The sequence below is a fragment of the Oligella ureolytica DSM 18253 genome (assembly GCF_000373745.1).
Taxonomy (GTDB): Bacteria; Pseudomonadota; Gammaproteobacteria; order Burkholderiales; family Burkholderiaceae_B; genus Oligella; species Oligella ureolytica.
In genome coordinates, this window is record NZ_KB892368.1 from 58,374 (window position 1) to 76,028 (window position 17,655).

The 17,655-nt window shown below is 42.3% G+C and carries 13 protein-coding genes and 1 pseudogene; 3 read left to right on the top strand and 11 right to left on the bottom strand.

The window, feature by feature from the left end; translation table 11 throughout:
- Positions 1-10: 10 nt before the first annotated feature.
- The 8 genes from B092_RS0113265 to B092_RS0113300 form a co-directional block, all read right to left on the bottom strand.
- Entirely contained in the window at positions 11-700 is a 690-nt protein-coding gene (locus tag B092_RS0113265) for a response regulator (RefSeq protein ID WP_018575705.1), read from the bottom strand.
- A 24-nt stretch (positions 701-724) separates the two neighbouring features.
- The gene (locus B092_RS0113270; protein WP_018575706.1) at positions 725-2,617 is read right to left on the bottom strand and encodes a type IV pili methyl-accepting chemotaxis transducer N-terminal domain-containing protein; all 1,893 of its coding nucleotides are present in this window, start codon (positions 2,615-2,617) and stop codon (positions 725-727) included.
- A 3-nt stretch (positions 2,618-2,620) separates the two neighbouring features.
- On the bottom strand, positions 2,621-4,000 hold the full coding sequence (locus B092_RS0113275; protein ID WP_018575707.1) for a NarK family nitrate/nitrite MFS transporter: 1,380 nt from the start codon (positions 3,998-4,000) through the stop codon (positions 2,621-2,623).
- Between the two features lie 44 nt (positions 4,001-4,044).
- A complete protein-coding gene (locus B092_RS0113280) occupies positions 4,045-5,286 on the bottom strand; it encodes an MFS transporter (RefSeq protein WP_083907569.1) in 1,242 nt (413 codons plus the stop codon).
- A gap of 353 nt (positions 5,287-5,639) precedes the next feature.
- Entirely contained in the window at positions 5,640-6,323 is a 684-nt protein-coding gene (gene narI, locus B092_RS0113285) for a respiratory nitrate reductase subunit gamma (RefSeq protein ID WP_018575709.1), read from the bottom strand.
- A 1-nt stretch (position 6,324) separates the two neighbouring features.
- Positions 6,325-6,984: a nitrate reductase molybdenum cofactor assembly chaperone gene (gene narJ / locus B092_RS0113290; RefSeq protein WP_018575710.1), complete on the bottom strand. Its 660-nt coding sequence runs from the start codon at positions 6,982-6,984 to the stop codon at positions 6,325-6,327.
- A gap of 3 nt (positions 6,985-6,987) precedes the next feature.
- Positions 6,988-8,565 (bottom strand): nitrate reductase subunit beta, encoded by a 1,578-nt coding sequence (gene narH / locus B092_RS0113295; protein WP_026253791.1) that lies wholly within the window; start codon positions 8,563-8,565, stop codon positions 6,988-6,990.
- 53 nt (positions 8,566-8,618) lie between these two features.
- On the bottom strand, positions 8,619-12,302 hold the full coding sequence (locus B092_RS0113300; RefSeq protein ID WP_018575712.1) for a nitrate reductase subunit alpha: 3,684 nt from the start codon (positions 12,300-12,302) through the stop codon (positions 8,619-8,621).
- Positions 12,303-12,628: 326 nt separating this feature from the next.
- Between B092_RS0113300 and B092_RS0113305 the strand changes: the two genes are divergently transcribed.
- Positions 12,629-13,279 carry a class I SAM-dependent methyltransferase gene (locus B092_RS0113305; protein ID WP_018575713.1) on the top strand — a complete coding sequence of 217 codons (651 nt, stop codon included), beginning with the start codon at positions 12,629-12,631 and terminating at the stop codon, positions 13,277-13,279.
- 41 nt (positions 13,280-13,320) lie between these two features.
- Here the strand turns inward: B092_RS0113305 and B092_RS0113310 are convergent, their stop codons facing one another.
- From B092_RS0113310 to B092_RS0113320, 3 genes are all read right to left on the bottom strand, one after another.
- A complete protein-coding gene (locus tag B092_RS0113310) occupies positions 13,321-15,153 on the bottom strand; it encodes an ABCB family ABC transporter ATP-binding protein/permease (RefSeq protein WP_018575714.1) in 1,833 nt (610 codons plus the stop codon).
- Positions 15,154-15,436: 283 nt separating this feature from the next.
- Complete coding sequence (tssE, locus tag B092_RS0113315; RefSeq protein WP_018575715.1) at positions 15,437-15,988, bottom strand: type VI secretion system baseplate subunit TssE; 552 nt, start codon at positions 15,986-15,988, stop codon at positions 15,437-15,439.
- 97 nt (positions 15,989-16,085) lie between these two features.
- Positions 16,086-16,571 (bottom strand): Hcp family type VI secretion system effector, encoded by a 486-nt coding sequence (locus B092_RS0113320; RefSeq protein ID WP_026253793.1) that lies wholly within the window; start codon positions 16,569-16,571, stop codon positions 16,086-16,088.
- A 321-nt stretch (positions 16,572-16,892) separates the two neighbouring features.
- Between B092_RS0113320 and B092_RS0113325 the strand changes: the two genes are divergently transcribed.
- Together B092_RS0113325 and B092_RS15290 are read left to right on the top strand one after the other, a co-directional pair.
- Positions 16,893-17,381, top strand: coding sequence for a transposase (locus B092_RS0113325; RefSeq protein WP_018575717.1), 489 nt, complete (start codon positions 16,893-16,895; stop codon positions 17,379-17,381).
- 89 nt (positions 17,382-17,470) lie between these two features.
- Positions 17,471-17,655: pseudogene (locus B092_RS15290) on the top strand (IS21 family transposase); the annotation flags it as partial.

The following is a 17,655-nucleotide window of genomic DNA, read 5'->3' on the forward strand; positions in this document are numbered from 1 at the left end:
GGCAGTGGTACTAATGATCAGCTTGAATGTTAAACTGTACAGCAATAACCGCTGCCTGGACTCGGCTATTTACCTCGAGTTTCTTTAAAACATTTTGCACATGTACTTTCACAGTATTTTCAGCAACATCCAGACTCCTAGCAATCTGCTTATTACTTTCCCCTGCAGCAATATAGGCTAGGATTTCACGCTCACGATTTGTTAGCTGATCGATCTTCACCTGATTAGCATTGAGCTCCTGAGAATCCTCTTGTGGTGATTTAAGCGCAGCATTCGTAGAGATAATCTGATTTAGAAGTTTTTGAGTCATCTCTGGAGAAAATACGGTATCACCATTTAAGGCTTTATCAATAGATTCCAGCAAAAAATCCGCCTCAATATTTTTTAATAAAAAGCCTTTGGCGCCTAGCTGCATGCACTCTGTTAGATCAGTAGCATCCTCAGAGACAGTCAGCATAAGAACTACTTGCTCCGGATTAATATTCATAATTTGCTGGAGTGTTTCCTTACCATTCATCACGGGCATTGACAGGTCAAGCAAAATAATATCGGGGCTATACTTGGCCATCATCTTGACTCCCTCAAGCCCATCAGCAGCCTCTGCCACTACTTCATACCTAGACTCAGCCTCGCGCTGAATCAAAGACTTCAAGCCACTCCTGAAAAGTGTATGATCATCAATCAATAAAATCTTAACCATTTATGTTGCTCATATTATTTTATCTTAGGCCATTCTGGGAATAACTAAACGGAGCTCTGTCCCTTTGTCAGGTTGCGATTCGATACTTAGCTGTCCACCGATTTTCTGCGCCCGCTCTTCCATAATTAATAATCCAGCATGCTCCAAAGACTTTTCTCGTAAAATATCTTTCTCAAAGCCTTGCCCATTATCCACTACTTTAATGATGTAGTTTTCTTCGTCAGTGTATATTTGCAAAGCTACCTTAGTCGCATTGGCATGCTTACGAATATTGGAAAGAGCTTCCTGAATGATTAATACAACCTCCAACTTTTCCTTATCTGACAGGTGGATATTACTCGCTTCAACCATTGCCGTTACGTCTATATTAGTCTGCTGCCTAAAACGCTTTATCAATTCTTCCAAGTGATGAGAAAAGGACTCTAAACGTAATGGTGTCCTGAAGTTTAATAACAACTCACGTACATTATCATAGCTTTCCTTAAGTCCATCTTTGATAAAAGCCAAGTTTTCACTAGCTTCGGCTTTATTATCCGCATGAAAAGCTTTTTCAAGCATTTGCACTTGTAAATTAAGAAAGTTCAAGGTCTGGGCAATAGAATCATGAAGCCCTTGAGCCAAGACATTGCGTTCTTCTAGCACCGCGATTCTACTACTTCTCTCGAGTAGTCGCACCCCACCGATCGCCACACCCAACTGATTGGCTAATGACTCAATCAAATGCTTTTTGGGTACATTCAGCTCTTGGGAATCATAGCTAAAAAAAGTGATAATCCCTATTTTCTCCCTATCATAAAAAATCGGAAAAATATGCAGTGATTTATATGTACCGACTGAGCAAGGAGGCTCACTTTGTAAAAAACTTTGTATCGCTGTTTCTTCTGCTGCAGAGTCCGTCACTGCAAAACGACCACAATAGCACTCATCGAAGCGTCCACACTTTAAAGAGCTTCTTAAGTCATTGGATAAATTAATCTCAGCAACTAGCTGCATCTCCTGGGCATTATAGTCAAGCAGGCGAATGGCACCAGCATCTGCCTTAATAATTGGCATGACCTGAGCTAAAAACCCCTGGCAAATCGTTTTAATATCGTACTGATCATGCAAAAAAGAGGTCACGCGGTAAAGTGACTCTAGCTCCGAATTCCGCATCTGTAAAGCATGCGTTTTTTCTTTTATGTTTTCTTCCAAGCCACGATGAACCTCTTCCAAACGTTTGGTCATTTTGTTATAGCCAATACTTAATAAACCAAACTCATCATCTCGCTGATTAAGGGTTTCTTGATACGAAAAATCACCTTGTTGTGCATGTGCAAAAGCATAATTCAGTCGCTGCAGTGGTCGGATTATCAAACGACACAATATATACAGCATCACAATTGAACCTGCAACAACTAAGGCTATCAAAAAGTATTGATGAAAATTAAGACGAGTCAGTGTATTAGCATTACTTCTCTCAACCATTTGCACCAAAGCATCAATCTCACTAATAAAAATCGTCGCTTTCTCATAATCAAAAGCCCCCCTCTCACCCTCAACCAACTCAGCTCGCACACGATCATTCCATATTTGGAGGATTAAGTTAGCCTGCTCAGTAATTTCTTTATCTTTGGGCAACATCAAGGGACGCTTGGGATCCCCCTCAACCAGTCGATTAAGAACCTCACTAAAATCATCCGTTGCTGCTAAGACTGTCGCTTTATCATGAGTATGATCAAGAATTGCCAACTTGTAAGTCCGCATACGCAAACTACCGGCATCATTAATCGCCGCCGCTGCCCCCTCAAGCTGCCAAAGCAGTGAGAGGGTAAAGAAGAGAGATAAAAGGGCACTTATCCACCAGATAGTCGTAACAACAAATAGCTTTGTTGATAGTTTTTTCCTCAGTGGTAATCCCGAGAAAGGAATTTTTTCCATAATTTAACACTTATAACGTGCATTTTTACGCGCATAGTACCAATAGTTTAATAAGACACAACTAATATAGAAAATTATAAACCCAATGAAGGCAGCACTGATGCTTCCAGTCATTTCTAGCGCCATACCGTAGCTTTTAGGAATAAAAAAACCACCATAAGCAGCGATTGCTGCACTAAAACCAACCACTGTCGCACCTTCTTTTGCTGCTGTTTTTTCCGCTTCTTCTCTTGATATAAGCCCCGCTTCCGCACGGTAACCATGTACTTTAGAAAAAATAATTGGAATCTGCATAAAGGTTGAGCCGTTGCCAATACCACTCAAAGCAAAAAGCACCATAAAAGCTATAAAGAAACCAAGAAAATTACCGGAGGTTCCTTCAGACGGTAACGAAGCAATTACCCCACAAATCGCTATCACCATACCGATAAATACCCAATGCGTCACGCGAGCGCCGCCTAATTTATCCGAGATCCAACCGCCAACAGGACGAGTGATAGCTCCAATAAGAGGTCCGAAAAACGCCAAATGCAAGGCATTTTGATCTGCAAATTGGTTTCTCAGTAAAAATGGAAAAGCTGCTGAAAAGCCAATAAATGAACCAAAGGTACCTAAATAAAGCCAACACATATACCAATTATGTTTGCTTTTAAGTGCTGTTAGCTGATCTTTGAAACTCGCCTTCATCAAGCTTAAATCATTCATACCAAACCAAGCTAATAGACCGGATAACACAATAAACGGCACCCAAACAAAGCCTGCATTTTGCAACCAAATAGTTTGTGTTGCGCCATTAGTTACTATTTGTTGACCTTCACCACCAAGCGCTCCAAAAATACTGAAACCGACAACCACTGGGATTAAGAACTGCATAATGGAAATACCTAAATTTCCGAGACCCGCGTTAAGTCCGAGGGCTGTACCCTTTTTATCCTTAGGAAAGAAATAACTGATATTTGCCATACTGGAACTGAAGTTACCACTACCGAAACCACAGAAAAGCGCCAAAATTAATAAGGTACTGTAACTAGTCTCTGGGTTCTGTACGGCAATCCCTAAACCTAGGGACGGAATTAACAACAGTAAAGTTGAAATGGCGGTCCAACGACGACCACCAAAAATAGGTACTACAAATGAATAAAATATTCTCAAGGTCGCACCCGATAGAGCAGGCGCTCCAATAAGCCAGGCTTGCTGATTAGCCGTCAATTCAAATCCTACTTGTGGAAGATAAACGACCGTAACACTCCATAACTGCCACACAATAAAGGCCAGCGCCAGTGCGAAAATGGATAGTGAGAGGTTTCGATTAGCAATTTTTTTGCCGGTATCTTCCCAAAACTCAGGACTTTCCACACGCCAGTCGGTTAATACATATCTCATGATAATGTCCTCATTATTGAGTCAAAAAATTGATTAATTACTTATTACTCTTCATTTAAGGTCTTGCGTGACCAAGCCAAATAAATCAGTGACACACAGGTCGTACCAAAAAGAAGCATGAAGCAAGAAGAACGTATGCCTGTCATATCTAGGGCAAAGCCAAACAAGATGGGTAATAAGAAGCCGCCAAGACCGCCTGCTAAACCTACAATGCCTGAAACAGCACCGATATTTTCATCATATTCATCAGAAATAAACTTAAAAACTGAGGCTTTACCAACGGCCATCGCTACTCCGACGATGAATAAAATCGTTGTAAAGACATACACATTCAGCGCGATATGCAAACTGATATCACCGCGCGTCGTTTCGATAATGAAATCTGTTTTGGGATAAGACAGGATAAAAAAGCTGATAAAACAAATCCATAAAACTGCCGCGGTTACTCTATAAGCACCAAACTTATCTGACAACCATCCTCCCAAAGCTCGCAACACTCCTCCTGGCATAGAAAAACAGGCCGCTAGAACACCAGCTACCGTTAAAGGCAGGGCAAACTCTGCGCGATAGTAACTAGTCAACCACAGCGCCAATCCTACATAACCACCAAACACCACGCTATACAATTGGCTATAGCAAAGCACCTTCGGATCTTTCAGTAATTTGAGTTGGTTTTTTAATGAAGCCCCTTCATGCGAAATATGGCTTTCATCATGAAAGCTAAAGAGCAAAAAAACGACAAACGTCATGGCCATCATGACCGCATACACTTTGGGTACTAAATGCCATGTACCAATGGCAATAATTGATGGTGCAATCAGAGTATTAATTGACGAACCCATATTACCGGCACCAAAAATGCCCATTGCCAAGCCCTTACGGTGCGGTGGAAACCACTTAGCGACATAAGGTGTACCCACAGAGAAAGAACCTCCGGCAAGCCCCATCACTAAACCGATAGCTAACAAAGCATAATAATTACTGACAGACTGAATAAAATAAATCGGCACAATGGAAAGACCGAGAAGCCAGAGAAAGACCTTACGACCACCAAATCGGTCGGTCATCATACCTAAAGGAATCCGGATTAAAGAGCCTGAGAGCACTGGCATCGCAGTTAAGAGACCAAACTGGAACTCATTGAGACCCAATTCATCCCGAATGGGTATAGCAATGACCGAGAACATAGTCCACACCATAAAACACATGGTAAATGCGAATGTACTACTCGCTAGGACTGAATTTCGTTTAAAACTATCCGAGAGTTGATTACGATTCAATAGCATAATTGGCTTCCTTTTCTTGTTGAGCAAGTCTGAAAAAGCACTTGTTTTATCCAAATACTTAGCCACTATCTGATATTTTTCCGAGTAAATTTTTGTTGAAAAATCACTTATTATATTCAGAAAACCACCATAAACTTCTAGCTGTTATTACTGTAACAACCCCACCAAATCTAAGATATTGACCTCATTAGCTAATTTTTGAATCTTTATAATTAGTCTGCTCTAATCACTTCGGGTTAATCTTTATGAGCACAAAAGCAGCACACACTTCATTCATTTCGTTTAAAATTAAACAAAAAAAGGACTAATCAAAAACGACTAGTCCTTTAACACCAACTTTTAACTAGGGAGAATTAAAAGCGGCGTACAATCTGACGTTTACGACCCAGAAAGCCCACAGAAGCAAAACCACTCCATGCATGCACTAGGCGAGTAAATGGGAAGATAACAAAGAGTGTCATGCCCATAAACATATGTAATTTGAAAATAATGGAGGTATCCTGAATAAAGCTAGCAGCACCACCTCTAAAAGTTACAATATACTGAGCCCACTTCATCAGCTTCACCATCTCATTACCATCCATATGACCTGCACTGACAAAAATCGTGCTTAAACCAAGCAAGACAGTCAATAAAATCCAGATCAACACCAACTTATCGCGCCATGTGGTATTGGCATTAAGGCGGTCATTAGTCAAGCGACGACGGAGCAAAATTAGCACACCAGCCAGCGTCATTAAACCAAAGATTCCACCAGCAACTACGGCAACCAATTGTTTAAAGCTATTGCTAACACCAAGCACTTCCCAAACAAACATTGGCGTTAAAAGCCCGATCAAATGGCCAAAGAAAATCCCCAAAATACCCACATGGAAAAGGTTATTACCTAAACGTAAATTACCCTCGTAAAGTAACTGACTACTTTCTGATTTCCAAGAATATTGCTCGCGCTCGAAGCGAATCAAGCTACCTAAAAAGAAAATCGCCAGTGCAATATAGGGATAAATACCAAAAAAGAATTGATGTAATGTATTCATGCTAGGCTCCTACAAATTTAATCGGTTGTTCACCACTGATATGACAAGCTGACGGCAGCCCTGGGGTCAATAAAGGCTCAACCCCGTCATAACTAGATCCAAACATTTCCATCGCTTCATCCATGTCACGTACTGGCGGCTCAATGAGCGGTTTAGGTTCACTCGGACTGATATCTACAATTACATCAAATAGCGGGGCATAGGGATTATCAGTACTTTTGAGCTTTATGCCTAAATGATTAATCACACTCACCGCATCACTTAAAATAACGTTTGCTACCTCGCTATCAACCTCTGATAAAAACTCCAAAACGAGTGGAAGATAATCGGGTAATTCATTAGCCCCTATCACTAGACCGTGCTTTTCATACTCTTGGACCAGATCGACCATAGCGCCCCCACGGTCACGGTCCTCACCATGTACATGCTCAAACAAATAGAGCGCTTGGGAGCGGTTTAAGTCAAAGGCGTTGACATAATTCATCTGCAATTCCAGCAAATCAGTCTCTTCTAAGTAGCTTAAAACGGAATCCATTTCAGACTCATAGCCTTTTAAAAAAGGCAACTCACTCACCGCCTGACGTATTTCGGGCAAACTCGCCTTCAACTCGGCGGTAGGATAACGCAGTAAAATCGACACTAATTTAAATATAAGATGCATGACTTACTCCTTCTCAGTTTTCGCTCGTTGCACCTGATGCTCTTTTAATTGCGAACGAAGATCATGAAAGATAATCGGTGAGGTTTTACGTTTACCAAAAAGCGAGCCCTCTGAGGCACCGTCTGAGCAACCATTACCAAAACTGAAACCACAACTGCCTTTATCATCAAAAGCATAACTCGCCTGTTCTTTGTGACTCGTTGGAATCACAAAGCGATCCTCATAGTTGGCAATAGCCATCAATTGATACATATCCTCAATCTGCTCAGGACTTAATCCGACAGACTTAGGGATCTCGTGATTGATCCGCTTATGAACCGTCTCTTCACGCTTGAACTGACGCATGGCAATCATCGTATTCAACGCTTTCTCAATCGGCTCAACTTTACCTGCGGTCAAGAGATTAGCCAGATAGCGTACTGGAATCCGTAGTTCATCGAGGTTTGGCAAAATACCGCTACTATCTCTATTAATCTGGCCTTTATTCATGGCCCCCTGAATCGGGGATAAGGGTGGAACATACCAGACCATCGGTAATGTGCGGTATTCTGGATGCAATGGGAAAGCAATTTTCCACTCCATGGCCATTTTATAAACTGGTGAACGTTGAGCTGCCTTAATCCACTCTTCGTCAATGCCCTGCTCAAGTGCTTTTTTAATCACTTCTGGGTCATTAGGGTCGAGGAATACATCTAACTGAGCCTGATAAAGGTCTTGTTCGTCCTCTACACTGGCTGCCTCTTCAATACGATCCGCATCATAGAGCATCACACCCAAGTAACGAATACGACCTACACAAGACTCGGAGCAAGCTGTCGGCATACCGGCCTCAATACGTGGATAGCAAAACGTACATTTTTCAGCTTTACCACTGGTCCAGTTATAGTAAATTTTCTTATAAGGACACCCTGAGACACACATCCTCCAGCCTCGGCATTTATCCTGATCAATCAGGACCACACCGTCTTCCTCTCTCTTATAAATCGAGCCTGAAGGACAAGAAGCAACACAGGAAGGATTCAGACAGTGCTCACAAAGACGCGGCAGGTACATCATAAAGGTACGCTCAAACTCACCATAAATCTCTTTTTGAATACCTTCAAACAGCTGATCTTTGGAGCGTTTTTCAAACTCCCCCGCTAGGTCATCTTCCCAGTTTGGGCCATGCTCGATTTTCTCCATCTTCTTGCCGGTCAAAACTGACACCGGACGCGCTACTGGCGATGTTTTCATCGCAGGCGCATTTTGCAGATGCTCATAATCGTAAGTAAAGGGTTCATAATAATCATCAATTTTTGGCATATTCGGGTTTGAGAAAATATTTGCCAACACTTTTAAACGATTACCTTGTTTAAGTTCGATTTTGCCATTGGATTTTCGAACCCATCCACCCTTCCATTTATCCTGATTTTCCCAATCTTTAGGAAAACCTATACCCGGCTTGGTTTCCACGTTATTAAACCAAGCGTATTCCATACCATCTCGGCTAGTCCAGATGTTTTTACACGTGATGGAACAGGTGTGGCAACCAATACATTTGTCCAAATTCAGGACCATACCTATTTGAGCTCTAATTCTCATTTTTTACCTCATTCATATATCTATGGATTCGTGATTTGTAAAGCCTTTTAGAGCTAAACAGCCGCTGGCTCATCAAGCCAGTCCACACGATTCATTTTGCGAATGACGACAAACTCATCGCGATTTGCCCCCACCGTTCCGTAATAGTTAAATCCATAAGAGAACTGCGCATAACCACCAATCATATGAGTTGGTTTAGTTACTGCACGGGTTACGGAGTTATGAATACCGCCACGATTACCGGTAATTTCCGAACCGGGCACATTGATAATTTTCTCCTGAGCGTGATACATCATGGTCATGCCTTCTGGAATCCGCTGGCTGACTACAGCGCGAGCTGTAATGTTGCCATTGACGTTAAAGACTTCAATCCAGTCGTTATCCACAATGCCTGCTGCTTTAGCATCAATCTCACTCAACCACACATGAGGTCCACCACGTGAGAGCGTGAGCATAAGGAGATTATCCGAATAAGTACTGTGAATCCCCCATTTTTGGTGCGGTGTTAAGAAGTTAAGAACAATCTCTTTGTTTCCATTGTGATGCTTACCAATCACTTTCTCGGTTGTCTTCAAGTCAATTGGCGGCTTATACACGCAAAGTTGCTCGCCGAAACCGCGCATCCACAAATGGTCTTGGTAGAACTGCTGACGACCTGTGATAGTGCGCCATGGAATTAACTCATGAACGTTGGTATAACCTGCGTTGTAGCAAACATCATCGCTCTCAACACCAGACCAAATCGGTGATGTGAGAATCTTACGTGGCTGCGCCTGAATATCTCTAAAGCGAATTTTGGTATGCTCACTGGAGATGGCTAAATGTGAATGATCTCGTCCCGTACTCTGCGACAAAGCTTCCCAAGCTCTTACTGCTACCTCACCGTTAGTTTCAGGTGCTAGGGTTAGAATCATCTCAGCTGCATCTATCGCTGTTTCTAATCGCGGTTGATCCTTAGCTACTCCCTCACCACCGCGGGTTTTATTTAACTTACGAAGTAACTCAACTTCTTTGGCTGTTTCCCAATTCATGCCTTTGCCGCCGTTACCTAGCTTTTCAAGCAAAGGTCCAACGCTGGTAAACTTGTCGTAAATTGCCCCAAAATCTCTTTCTACTACGTGGATTTTAGGCATAGTTTTACCCGGAATCGGCTCACATTCACCTTTCTTCCAGTCTTTAGGATCAAAAGGTTGACCTAACTCTTCCGGCGTATCATGCATCAAGGGTGTTAAGACTATATCCTTACGTACACCCAAATAGTCCTGTGCCAATTCAGAGAATTTTTTAGCTAAGCCTTTGTAAATTTCCCAGTCAGTACGACTTTCCCACAAAGGGTTAACCGCTTCAGATAATGGGTGAATAAAGGGGTGCATATCAGATGTATTTAAATCATCTTTTTCATACCAAGTCGCTGTCGGTAAGACCACATCTGAGTACAGGCATGTAGTCGACATTCTGAAATCAAGCGTAACTAACAAATCAAGCTTGCCTTCAACTGCAGGACGCACCTTAATCTCTTTTGGCTCAATACAGCCTTCAGCATGAACCTCATCAATCGCATTTTGAGTACCTAATAAGTACTTCAAGAAATACTCATGCCCCTTGGCTGAAGAGCCTAATAAATTGGAACGCCAGACAAAGAGGTTACGAGGGAAGTTTTGAGGGTTATCCGGGTCATTACAAGACATATCCAAACTACCAGACTTCAACTGCTCAGCAACAAAGGTAGACGCATCCTGACCCGAGGCTTCTACCATATCCGCCACATCTAATGGGTTAGTACTTAGCTGAGGTGCTGTCGGCAACCATCCCATGCGCTCTGCCTTGGCGTTGTAGTCGATCAGGCTCATGTTATCCAGTTTGCCTAATTGATTAGGCGCTGCAATCTCATCAACACCTAATGTTTCATGACGCCATTGACCTGTATGATTGTAGAAAAAAGACGTTCCGTTCATTTGACGTGACGGACGATTCCAGTCAAGACCAAAGGCTAATGGCGTCCAACCACTTTGCGGGCGTAGTTTTTCTTGACCCACATAGTGACACCAACCACCACCACTCTTACCGATACAACCACACATCATCAGCATATTGATAATGCTGCGATACGACATATCCATGTGGTACCAGTGATTTAGACCAGCTCCAACAATCACCATACTGCGACCTTCGGTGTCATGCGCATTTTGAGCAAACTCACGAGCGACCTGAATTACATCTTGAGGATTTACTCCGGTAATTTTCTCTTGCCACTTAGGAGTATACGGAGCATCATCAAGATAGTCTTTTGCTGCATTTGCATCACCTAAACCACGGTCCACTCCATAGTTAGCAACTGTTAAGTCAAACACTGTAGTTACAAAACATTCGTTACCCTCAGCATCTACGATGCGTTTGGCTGGCACTTTGTGAATAATCAGCTCATCCTGATCTTTATCAAAATACGGGAAAGCAACATCCAGAACTTCATCACGACTATCAATCAGGGATAATTGAGCCTTACAGTCTGTATTATCAGCACGCTGTTCTAAGTTCCAACGTTTACTACCATCCCAACGGAAACCAACAGAACCATTAGGTACAACTAACTCACCGCTATTTTCATCGATGACTAGGGTTTTCCACTCACTATTTTGCTGTTCACTGACATCACCAGCTAAATGAGAGGCTCTCAAGAAATACTCTGGCTCATAACTATCACCATTTTTAACCAGACGCACTAAAACTGGCATATCAGTCAATCGGCGACAATAATCTTGGAAATACGGTGAAGGATTATCTAGATGGAATTCTTTTAAGATGACATGTCCCATGGCCATACCAAGAGCAGCATCCGTGCCTTGTTTAGGTGCCATCCAGATATCACCGAATTTAGCCATTTCTCCAAAGTCACTAGAAATAGCTACTGTCTTGGTCCCCTTATAGCGAACTTCAGTATAGAAGTGTGCATCCGGAGTACGAGTCATCGGGACGTTAGAACCCCAGACAAGAAGATAGTTTGAGTTATACCAGTCAGCACTTTCTGCTACGTCGGTCTGCTCACCCCACACTTGCGGGCTGGCCGGCGGCAAATCACAGTACCAGTCATAGAAGGACAAAGGTACCCCACCCATCAGTGACAAATAACGCGTTCCTGCGGCATAGCTCACCATACTCATTGCCGGAATCGGTGAGAAACCGATAACACGGTCAGGACCATAGTTTTTTACCGTATGTGCATTAGCCGCGGCAATCAGTTCATACACCTCATCCCAATTTGAACGAACCATGCCACCTAAACCACGGCGTGATTTATAGGCTTTAAGTTTCTCCGGATCGCTAGTAATGGCAGTCCAAGCACTGATCGGATCCTTAGTCTTGCGCTCTTCACGCCAAATTTCGGCCAATGCCCCACGCAACATAGGATACTTTACACGCTGCGCTGAATACACATACCAACTATAAGATGCGCCACGAGGGCAGCCTCGAGGCTCATGATTAGGCAGATCTGGGCGAGTGCGTGGATAATCCGTTTGCTGCATTTCCCAAGTAATCAAGCCATTTTTCACAAAAATCTTCCAGCTACAGGAGCCAGTACAATTCACCCCGTGCGTTGAACGCACCACCTTATCGTGTTGCCAACGGCTACGATAAGCTTGTTCCCAGTCACGACTTTCATTACTTACCGTGCCATGGCCATCGGAGTAACTTTCTTCTTTTTTAAAAAAGAAATTTAAACGATCTAAAAAGTGACTCATCTTCGCTTTCCTTTCTCATTACATTAATGATGATCTCACTGTAGCAATCTAGCTAAATTTAAGATATTGACCTCATTAGCTAATCCCTGAATCTTTGTAATTAGTCGCTCTAATCACTAATAACTAGATCGCAAAACTAGGTTCAAAAAATAGCTTGAAATAGTCTTAAATACTGTTTTTTAAAGCATCACAAAACATATAAGTTATTGAAATTAAAAATATTTCTGTAATTAACCTAGAAAAGTGTTAAGCTTAAAAGGATAAATATAGATAAAAACTATCAATGCAGGCTGACGCATAGCCAAACGATAATTAAGGAGTCAGAAATGCATGATATTCAAACTCGAAAACTAGACTTTAAAATAGGCGCCTTTGAAGGCAAACTCTGTGCACTTAAGGACAGGACACAATACTCTGATCCTGACGGTGCTGCTGCACGCGCAGGTATTTGTGACGCGAGTTGGAGTTTATTTGGACAGCTTTGGCCAGCAGGTACTGTACTTGCCAAAGCCATGAAAAAAATTGATTTGAAAGATCGACGAATTCTTGAATTAGGTTGCGGCTTGGCCTTGCCAAGCCTCGTTCTTCAATACCGTGGTGCTGACATTACGGCTAGTGATTATCACCCAGTCAGTCGTAATTTTTTGTCTCATAACTGCAAATTAAATAACTTAGAGGAAATTCCCTTTATCCAACTGGATTGGGAAGCTCCTCTGAGTCATGATAAATATGAGCTGATGATCGCCAGTGACGTACTCTATGATCCGGGCAACCCTAAAATGCTCGGCAACGCCATCAAAGAAATGTCTGCGGATAAATGTAAAGTACTAGTGAGCTGTCCTGGTCGAGGCTACAAAAATCAGTTTAGCCGTATTATGAAAAAACTCGATTTTGAACTAAAGGAGATACCGGTGCCCTTTAGCCCAGGGGAAAAGGCACCTTATAAGGGACGTGTACTACAATATACGCGAAGCTGAATTAATACTCGGACAAACAGCTGATTTCATAGTCTTAGGTCTTAGTGATGCTCTTCCTCATCACTAAATTGTACTTCCCACATCTTCGTGTAGAGCCCTCCTTGGCCCAAGAGCTCTTGGTGAGTACCGTACTCTGCTATACGACCATTGCGCATCAAAATGATTTGATCTGCATGCATAATCGTTGACAAACGATGCGCAATAATTAAGGTAGTGCGATCTTTCATTACCTCATTCAAGGCATCCTGAATCTCTTTTTCAGTGCGCGTATCAAGTGCGCTAGTGGCCTCATCCAGAATCAGTATCGGTGGGTTCTTTAATAAGGTTCGAGCAATGGCGACACGCTGCTTTTCACCACCGGAAAGCTTTAAACCACGCTCACCTACCTGCGTATCATAGCCTTCAGGTAAAGCACTAATAAAATCATGCAGACGGGCGCTTTTAGCCGCCTGAACAACCTCTTCACGACTCGCGTCGACTCTACCATAAGCAATATTGTGCGCAATTGTATGGTTAAATAAAACCGTATCTTGTGGAACCACACCAATTGCCTCTCTCAGGCTGTCCTGAGCATAGTCACGAATATCTTCATTATTAATATAAACCGCCCCTGAATCCACATCATAAAATCGAAATAATAAACGAGACAAAGTCGACTTACCCGCACCGGACTCCCCAACCACAGCTACCGTCTGCCCAGCTTCTACAGTAAATGACACATCATGAAGAATCTGCCGTTCAGCCTCATAACTAAAATCAACCTGCTTAAACTCAATGGTTGAGGGCCTACTTTTATCCATCGATAGGGCACTCGGACGATCCGTAATTTCCTGTGGCTGCTTCAGCATCGCTAGAATACGCTCTAGATCAATCAAGGCATATTGCGACTCACTATAAACCATACCTAACATACCGAGAGGAATAAAAAGCTGTGTCAAATAGGCAGTAATCAAGACAATATCACCGACACTCATATCACCACTAACCACACGAGCAGCTGACATCCATAATAAAATAACGGTACCGAGTGTAATAATCAGTCCCTGACCTACATTTAAAATACTCAAGGTAAACTGGTTAGTGACCATGGCATCTGTATGTTTGGCTAAGCCTGCGTCATATTGCTCATACTCATATTGTTCATTATTAAAATATTTGACCGTCTCATAGTTAAGAATGGCATCAATTGCAGTATGGTTAGCGCTACTATCAAGACGATTCATGGCACGACGCATCGGCATACGTTTGGACGTGACCACATAGGTAAATGTCATATAAACGGCCACATTCACAGCTATCGCCACGGTAAACCAGACATCGTAATTCCACAGCAAGATTGCCATGATAAGGAAAAGCTCCAGTAACGTAGGTAAGATACGAAAAACCAGTATACGGACCAACATGGTTATCGCTCTAGAGCCACGGTCTAAGTCTCGACTCAATGCCCCCGTCTGTCGCTCAAGATGAAAGCGCAAAGAAAGTTTAAACAGATGTTGGAAAATCGTCAGATTAACTTGTCTTACTGAGTTTTGTATCACTCGCGCAAAGACCAGATCACGCATTTCATTAAATAAGGTACTACCCAATTTAGCAGCACCATAACCCACTAAAGCAGCAACTGGTAACACCATCAAGGTTGCTTCAACACCTAATTGATCAATTATTTTCTTTAGAAAAATCGGCGTATAGACTAAGGCGACTTTTGCCATCACCATACAGAAAATCGCCAAAATCATGCGCCCACGATAGCGCCATAAATAAGGCCATAAGGTCAAAAACACCCCGAACCCTTGATCGAGCTTGCTCTTTTTTTCTGCTTCTACTGTTTGACTATCTGATGTGGTTTGTTGTTGATTAATTTTTTGTTCTAACACTCAAGATCCTATATAAAAATCATGAAGGCACTATCGTTATTAATTTTTGAGTGCCTTTGTGCAACCCTCGCAAGCAGCGTTTTGTAGTTATACCGATTAAATCGGTGCAATAACTTGCAATGAAAGAGGTCGCAACATAGAAGGAATAAAACTATTATCCCCATCCACCATTTTAAGCCACTCCGAGGGCTCAGGGTGATTTTGCTTTAAAAAGAAATTTCAATGCTTTTCAACGATTCATGAACTATAAGAAAGAACTTCAAACAAAACAACAAAACTAGACTTAAGCCTCAACGTGTTTAATATCCATATGACCACTTTCTAAATCCAAGTTTGTCCGTAATAAAAACTCTCGTGGATAGGGGTTACACCACATCATGCCTTTAATAATCAAGGTCAATACATTATGATGTTCAAGATAATTGCCCTCATTAATAAACTGCACACTCAACGTATCGGCCATCAAACGGGGCTCAAAGTTTATGATACTTTCACGGATAGTGTTCTGCAGATTAATATGGTCAATCTCTGACATACGGCGCCCAGCTAAGGGAGAAACACCAAAATTTATCGATGATTTTTTGACTTCATCCAAACCATCTAAGTCTACAATTGATTCAAGATTAACGGTATTTAATAACCAAGCCAAATCCCTAAGTATCGCTGCTCGCAACACCTCATAATCCACTTGTACCGCATCACGTTTTTCTTTATTTTTTTTAGGCTCATGATCGGTTAACCGATCAAACAGAGCAGGCTGTAAACGGTCTTTAGCTGCTTGATGTTGGCGCCTCTCTAGGGCTGTTTTTTTACGCTCTTGATATTCAATAACCATGATTTAATTAATCTAATTCAATAAACAACAAAAGCGCTAAGGTATAGCCTACCCTAGCGCCCGATACTTCAACGCTTAACTACTACAAGTTAAAACCTTAAGCAACTGCTTTGTTTTGCTTAATATCATAGCCGACAACAGAGTCAGCACCTTTACCGCCTTTATCTGTTTGCTCCCAATACTGCTGCTTAACTTTAGCAGCTTGGAAAGCATAGCTAACCATCATGGCGTCACCATCTTGGTCACCAGTGTACTGAACAGATGTTACCAACACATCTTCTAAAGTGATGCGAGAATACTCAACTTGCTCACCACCAGCCTTACACACAGCAACCTCGATTTTGCCCAAGTGCTTACCAGTAGCACAATGCTTTAATACAGCAGGTGCAGCACGGTCAATACGAGCAAAAATATGTAAATCATTGAAGCTGGCTTTACCAGTACCACCGCCACCACCAGTAGACATAGAGCCAGGTTGAGTAGCGCCCCAAGAGAAAGACTCGATATCAGTCCAGTCTTTGTATTGTGAGTCTTTAGACTCACCATTAGCGCCTTCAATTTTCATAAACATAGCAACAGCCATTTCATTCTCCCAAAAAGAAACGATATTTTTAAATTTACTGCCAAATAAGAAATTACTGCACGTAGATACATCCGCCGAGGGAACCATCTGCTAATTCACGCCTTATATAAGCGGTCCTAAACAAGCAAACAGCAACTTAGTCAATGCTAAATTTATGGAGATTCTAACGGGATAAAATGACATATTGATGACTGAATTATGTCAAAGAAAAGACTTTTGTAATATTTCAATTAACAAAGAGATGCCCCCTCTGTCACACTAGTTGTCTGATTTTCTGATTTTTATATTTCATGTAATTGAGGGAGCGGTTAGTGTCTTACAATGTCATCTTACAGTTCAGAATTTAAAGCGCAGATCGTTAAAAAAATGATGCCACCGAATAACCAACGTGTGGCTCAAATTAGCCGAGAAAGTGGTATTCACGTATCCACTTTATATAGTTGGAAAAAACAGCTACAAGCCAGAGGATTTGTTGTGCCTGCAAAAGAATCACGCCCTGACCAATGGGATAACAAGGCGAAGTTAGCCGCTATTATTCAAACAGCCAGTATGAACGAGGCCGAGCGGTCGAGTTATTGTCGTGAGCATGGCATCTATCCTGAGCAGTTGGACGCTTGGCGGGTTGAGATTGAAGCCTTCGATATGGAGGCAGGACCGGTGACTAAAGCGGTCTTAGCGGCTGAGCGTAAAAAGAGTCGTCAGCTNGAAAAAGAATTAAGACGTAAGGAGAAGGCCTTAGCTGAAACGGCTGCCTTATTGACCTTATCAAAGAAAGCCCGGGCTATCTGGGGCAACGACGAGGAAGTATAGAGCGACAATTAACTTGACCGGCGTGACGACAATTATGTTGGCCGGTTAATCTGCTAAGGTCAGACACAGTTAAAACGGAGGGTTTTGCTGTGTCTGGTAGTAAGATTACTAAACAACAAGTTAAGCGTTATATGGATTTTAGAAAGAAACACACTCAAGCAGAAGCCGCTGCTAAAGCAGGCATCTCTGAACGCAGCGCAAGGCGCATTGATCATAACCAACTTCAGCCTAAGTCATCGCAGCCACGCCACTGGCGTACTCGTGACGATCCTTT

Coding starts and splice junctions, on each gene's coding strand:
- B092_RS0113265 (WP_018575705.1), bottom strand. CDS start 700: ATGGTTAAGATTTTATTGATTGATGATCATACACTTTTCAGGAGTGGC.
- B092_RS0113270 (WP_018575706.1), bottom strand. CDS start 2,617: ATGGAAAAAATTCCTTTCTCGGGATTACCACTGAGGAAAAAACTATCA.
- B092_RS0113275 (WP_018575707.1), bottom strand. CDS start 4,000: ATGAGATATGTATTAACCGACTGGCGTGTGGAAAGTCCTGAGTTTTGG.
- B092_RS0113280 (WP_083907569.1), bottom strand. CDS start 5,286: ATGCTATTGAATCGTAATCAACTCTCGGATAGTTTTAAACGAAATTCA.
- narI (WP_018575709.1), bottom strand. CDS start 6,323: ATGAATACATTACATCAATTCTTTTTTGGTATTTATCCCTATATTGCA.
- narJ (WP_018575710.1), bottom strand. CDS start 6,984: ATGCATCTTATATTTAAATTAGTGTCGATTTTACTGCGTTATCCTACC.
- narH (WP_026253791.1), bottom strand. CDS start 8,565: ATGAGAATTAGAGCTCAAATAGGTATGGTCCTGAATTTGGACAAATGT.
- B092_RS0113300 (WP_018575712.1), bottom strand. CDS start 12,302: ATGAGTCACTTTTTAGATCGTTTAAATTTCTTTTTTAAAAAAGAAGAA.
- B092_RS0113305 (WP_018575713.1), top strand. CDS start 12,629: ATGCATGATATTCAAACTCGAAAACTAGACTTTAAAATAGGCGCCTTT.
- tssE (WP_018575715.1), bottom strand. CDS start 15,988: ATGGTTATTGAATATCAAGAGCGTAAAAAAACAGCCCTAGAGAGGCGC.
- B092_RS0113320 (WP_026253793.1), bottom strand. CDS start 16,571: ATGGCTGTTGCTATGTTTATGAAAATTGAAGGCGCTAATGGTGAGTCT.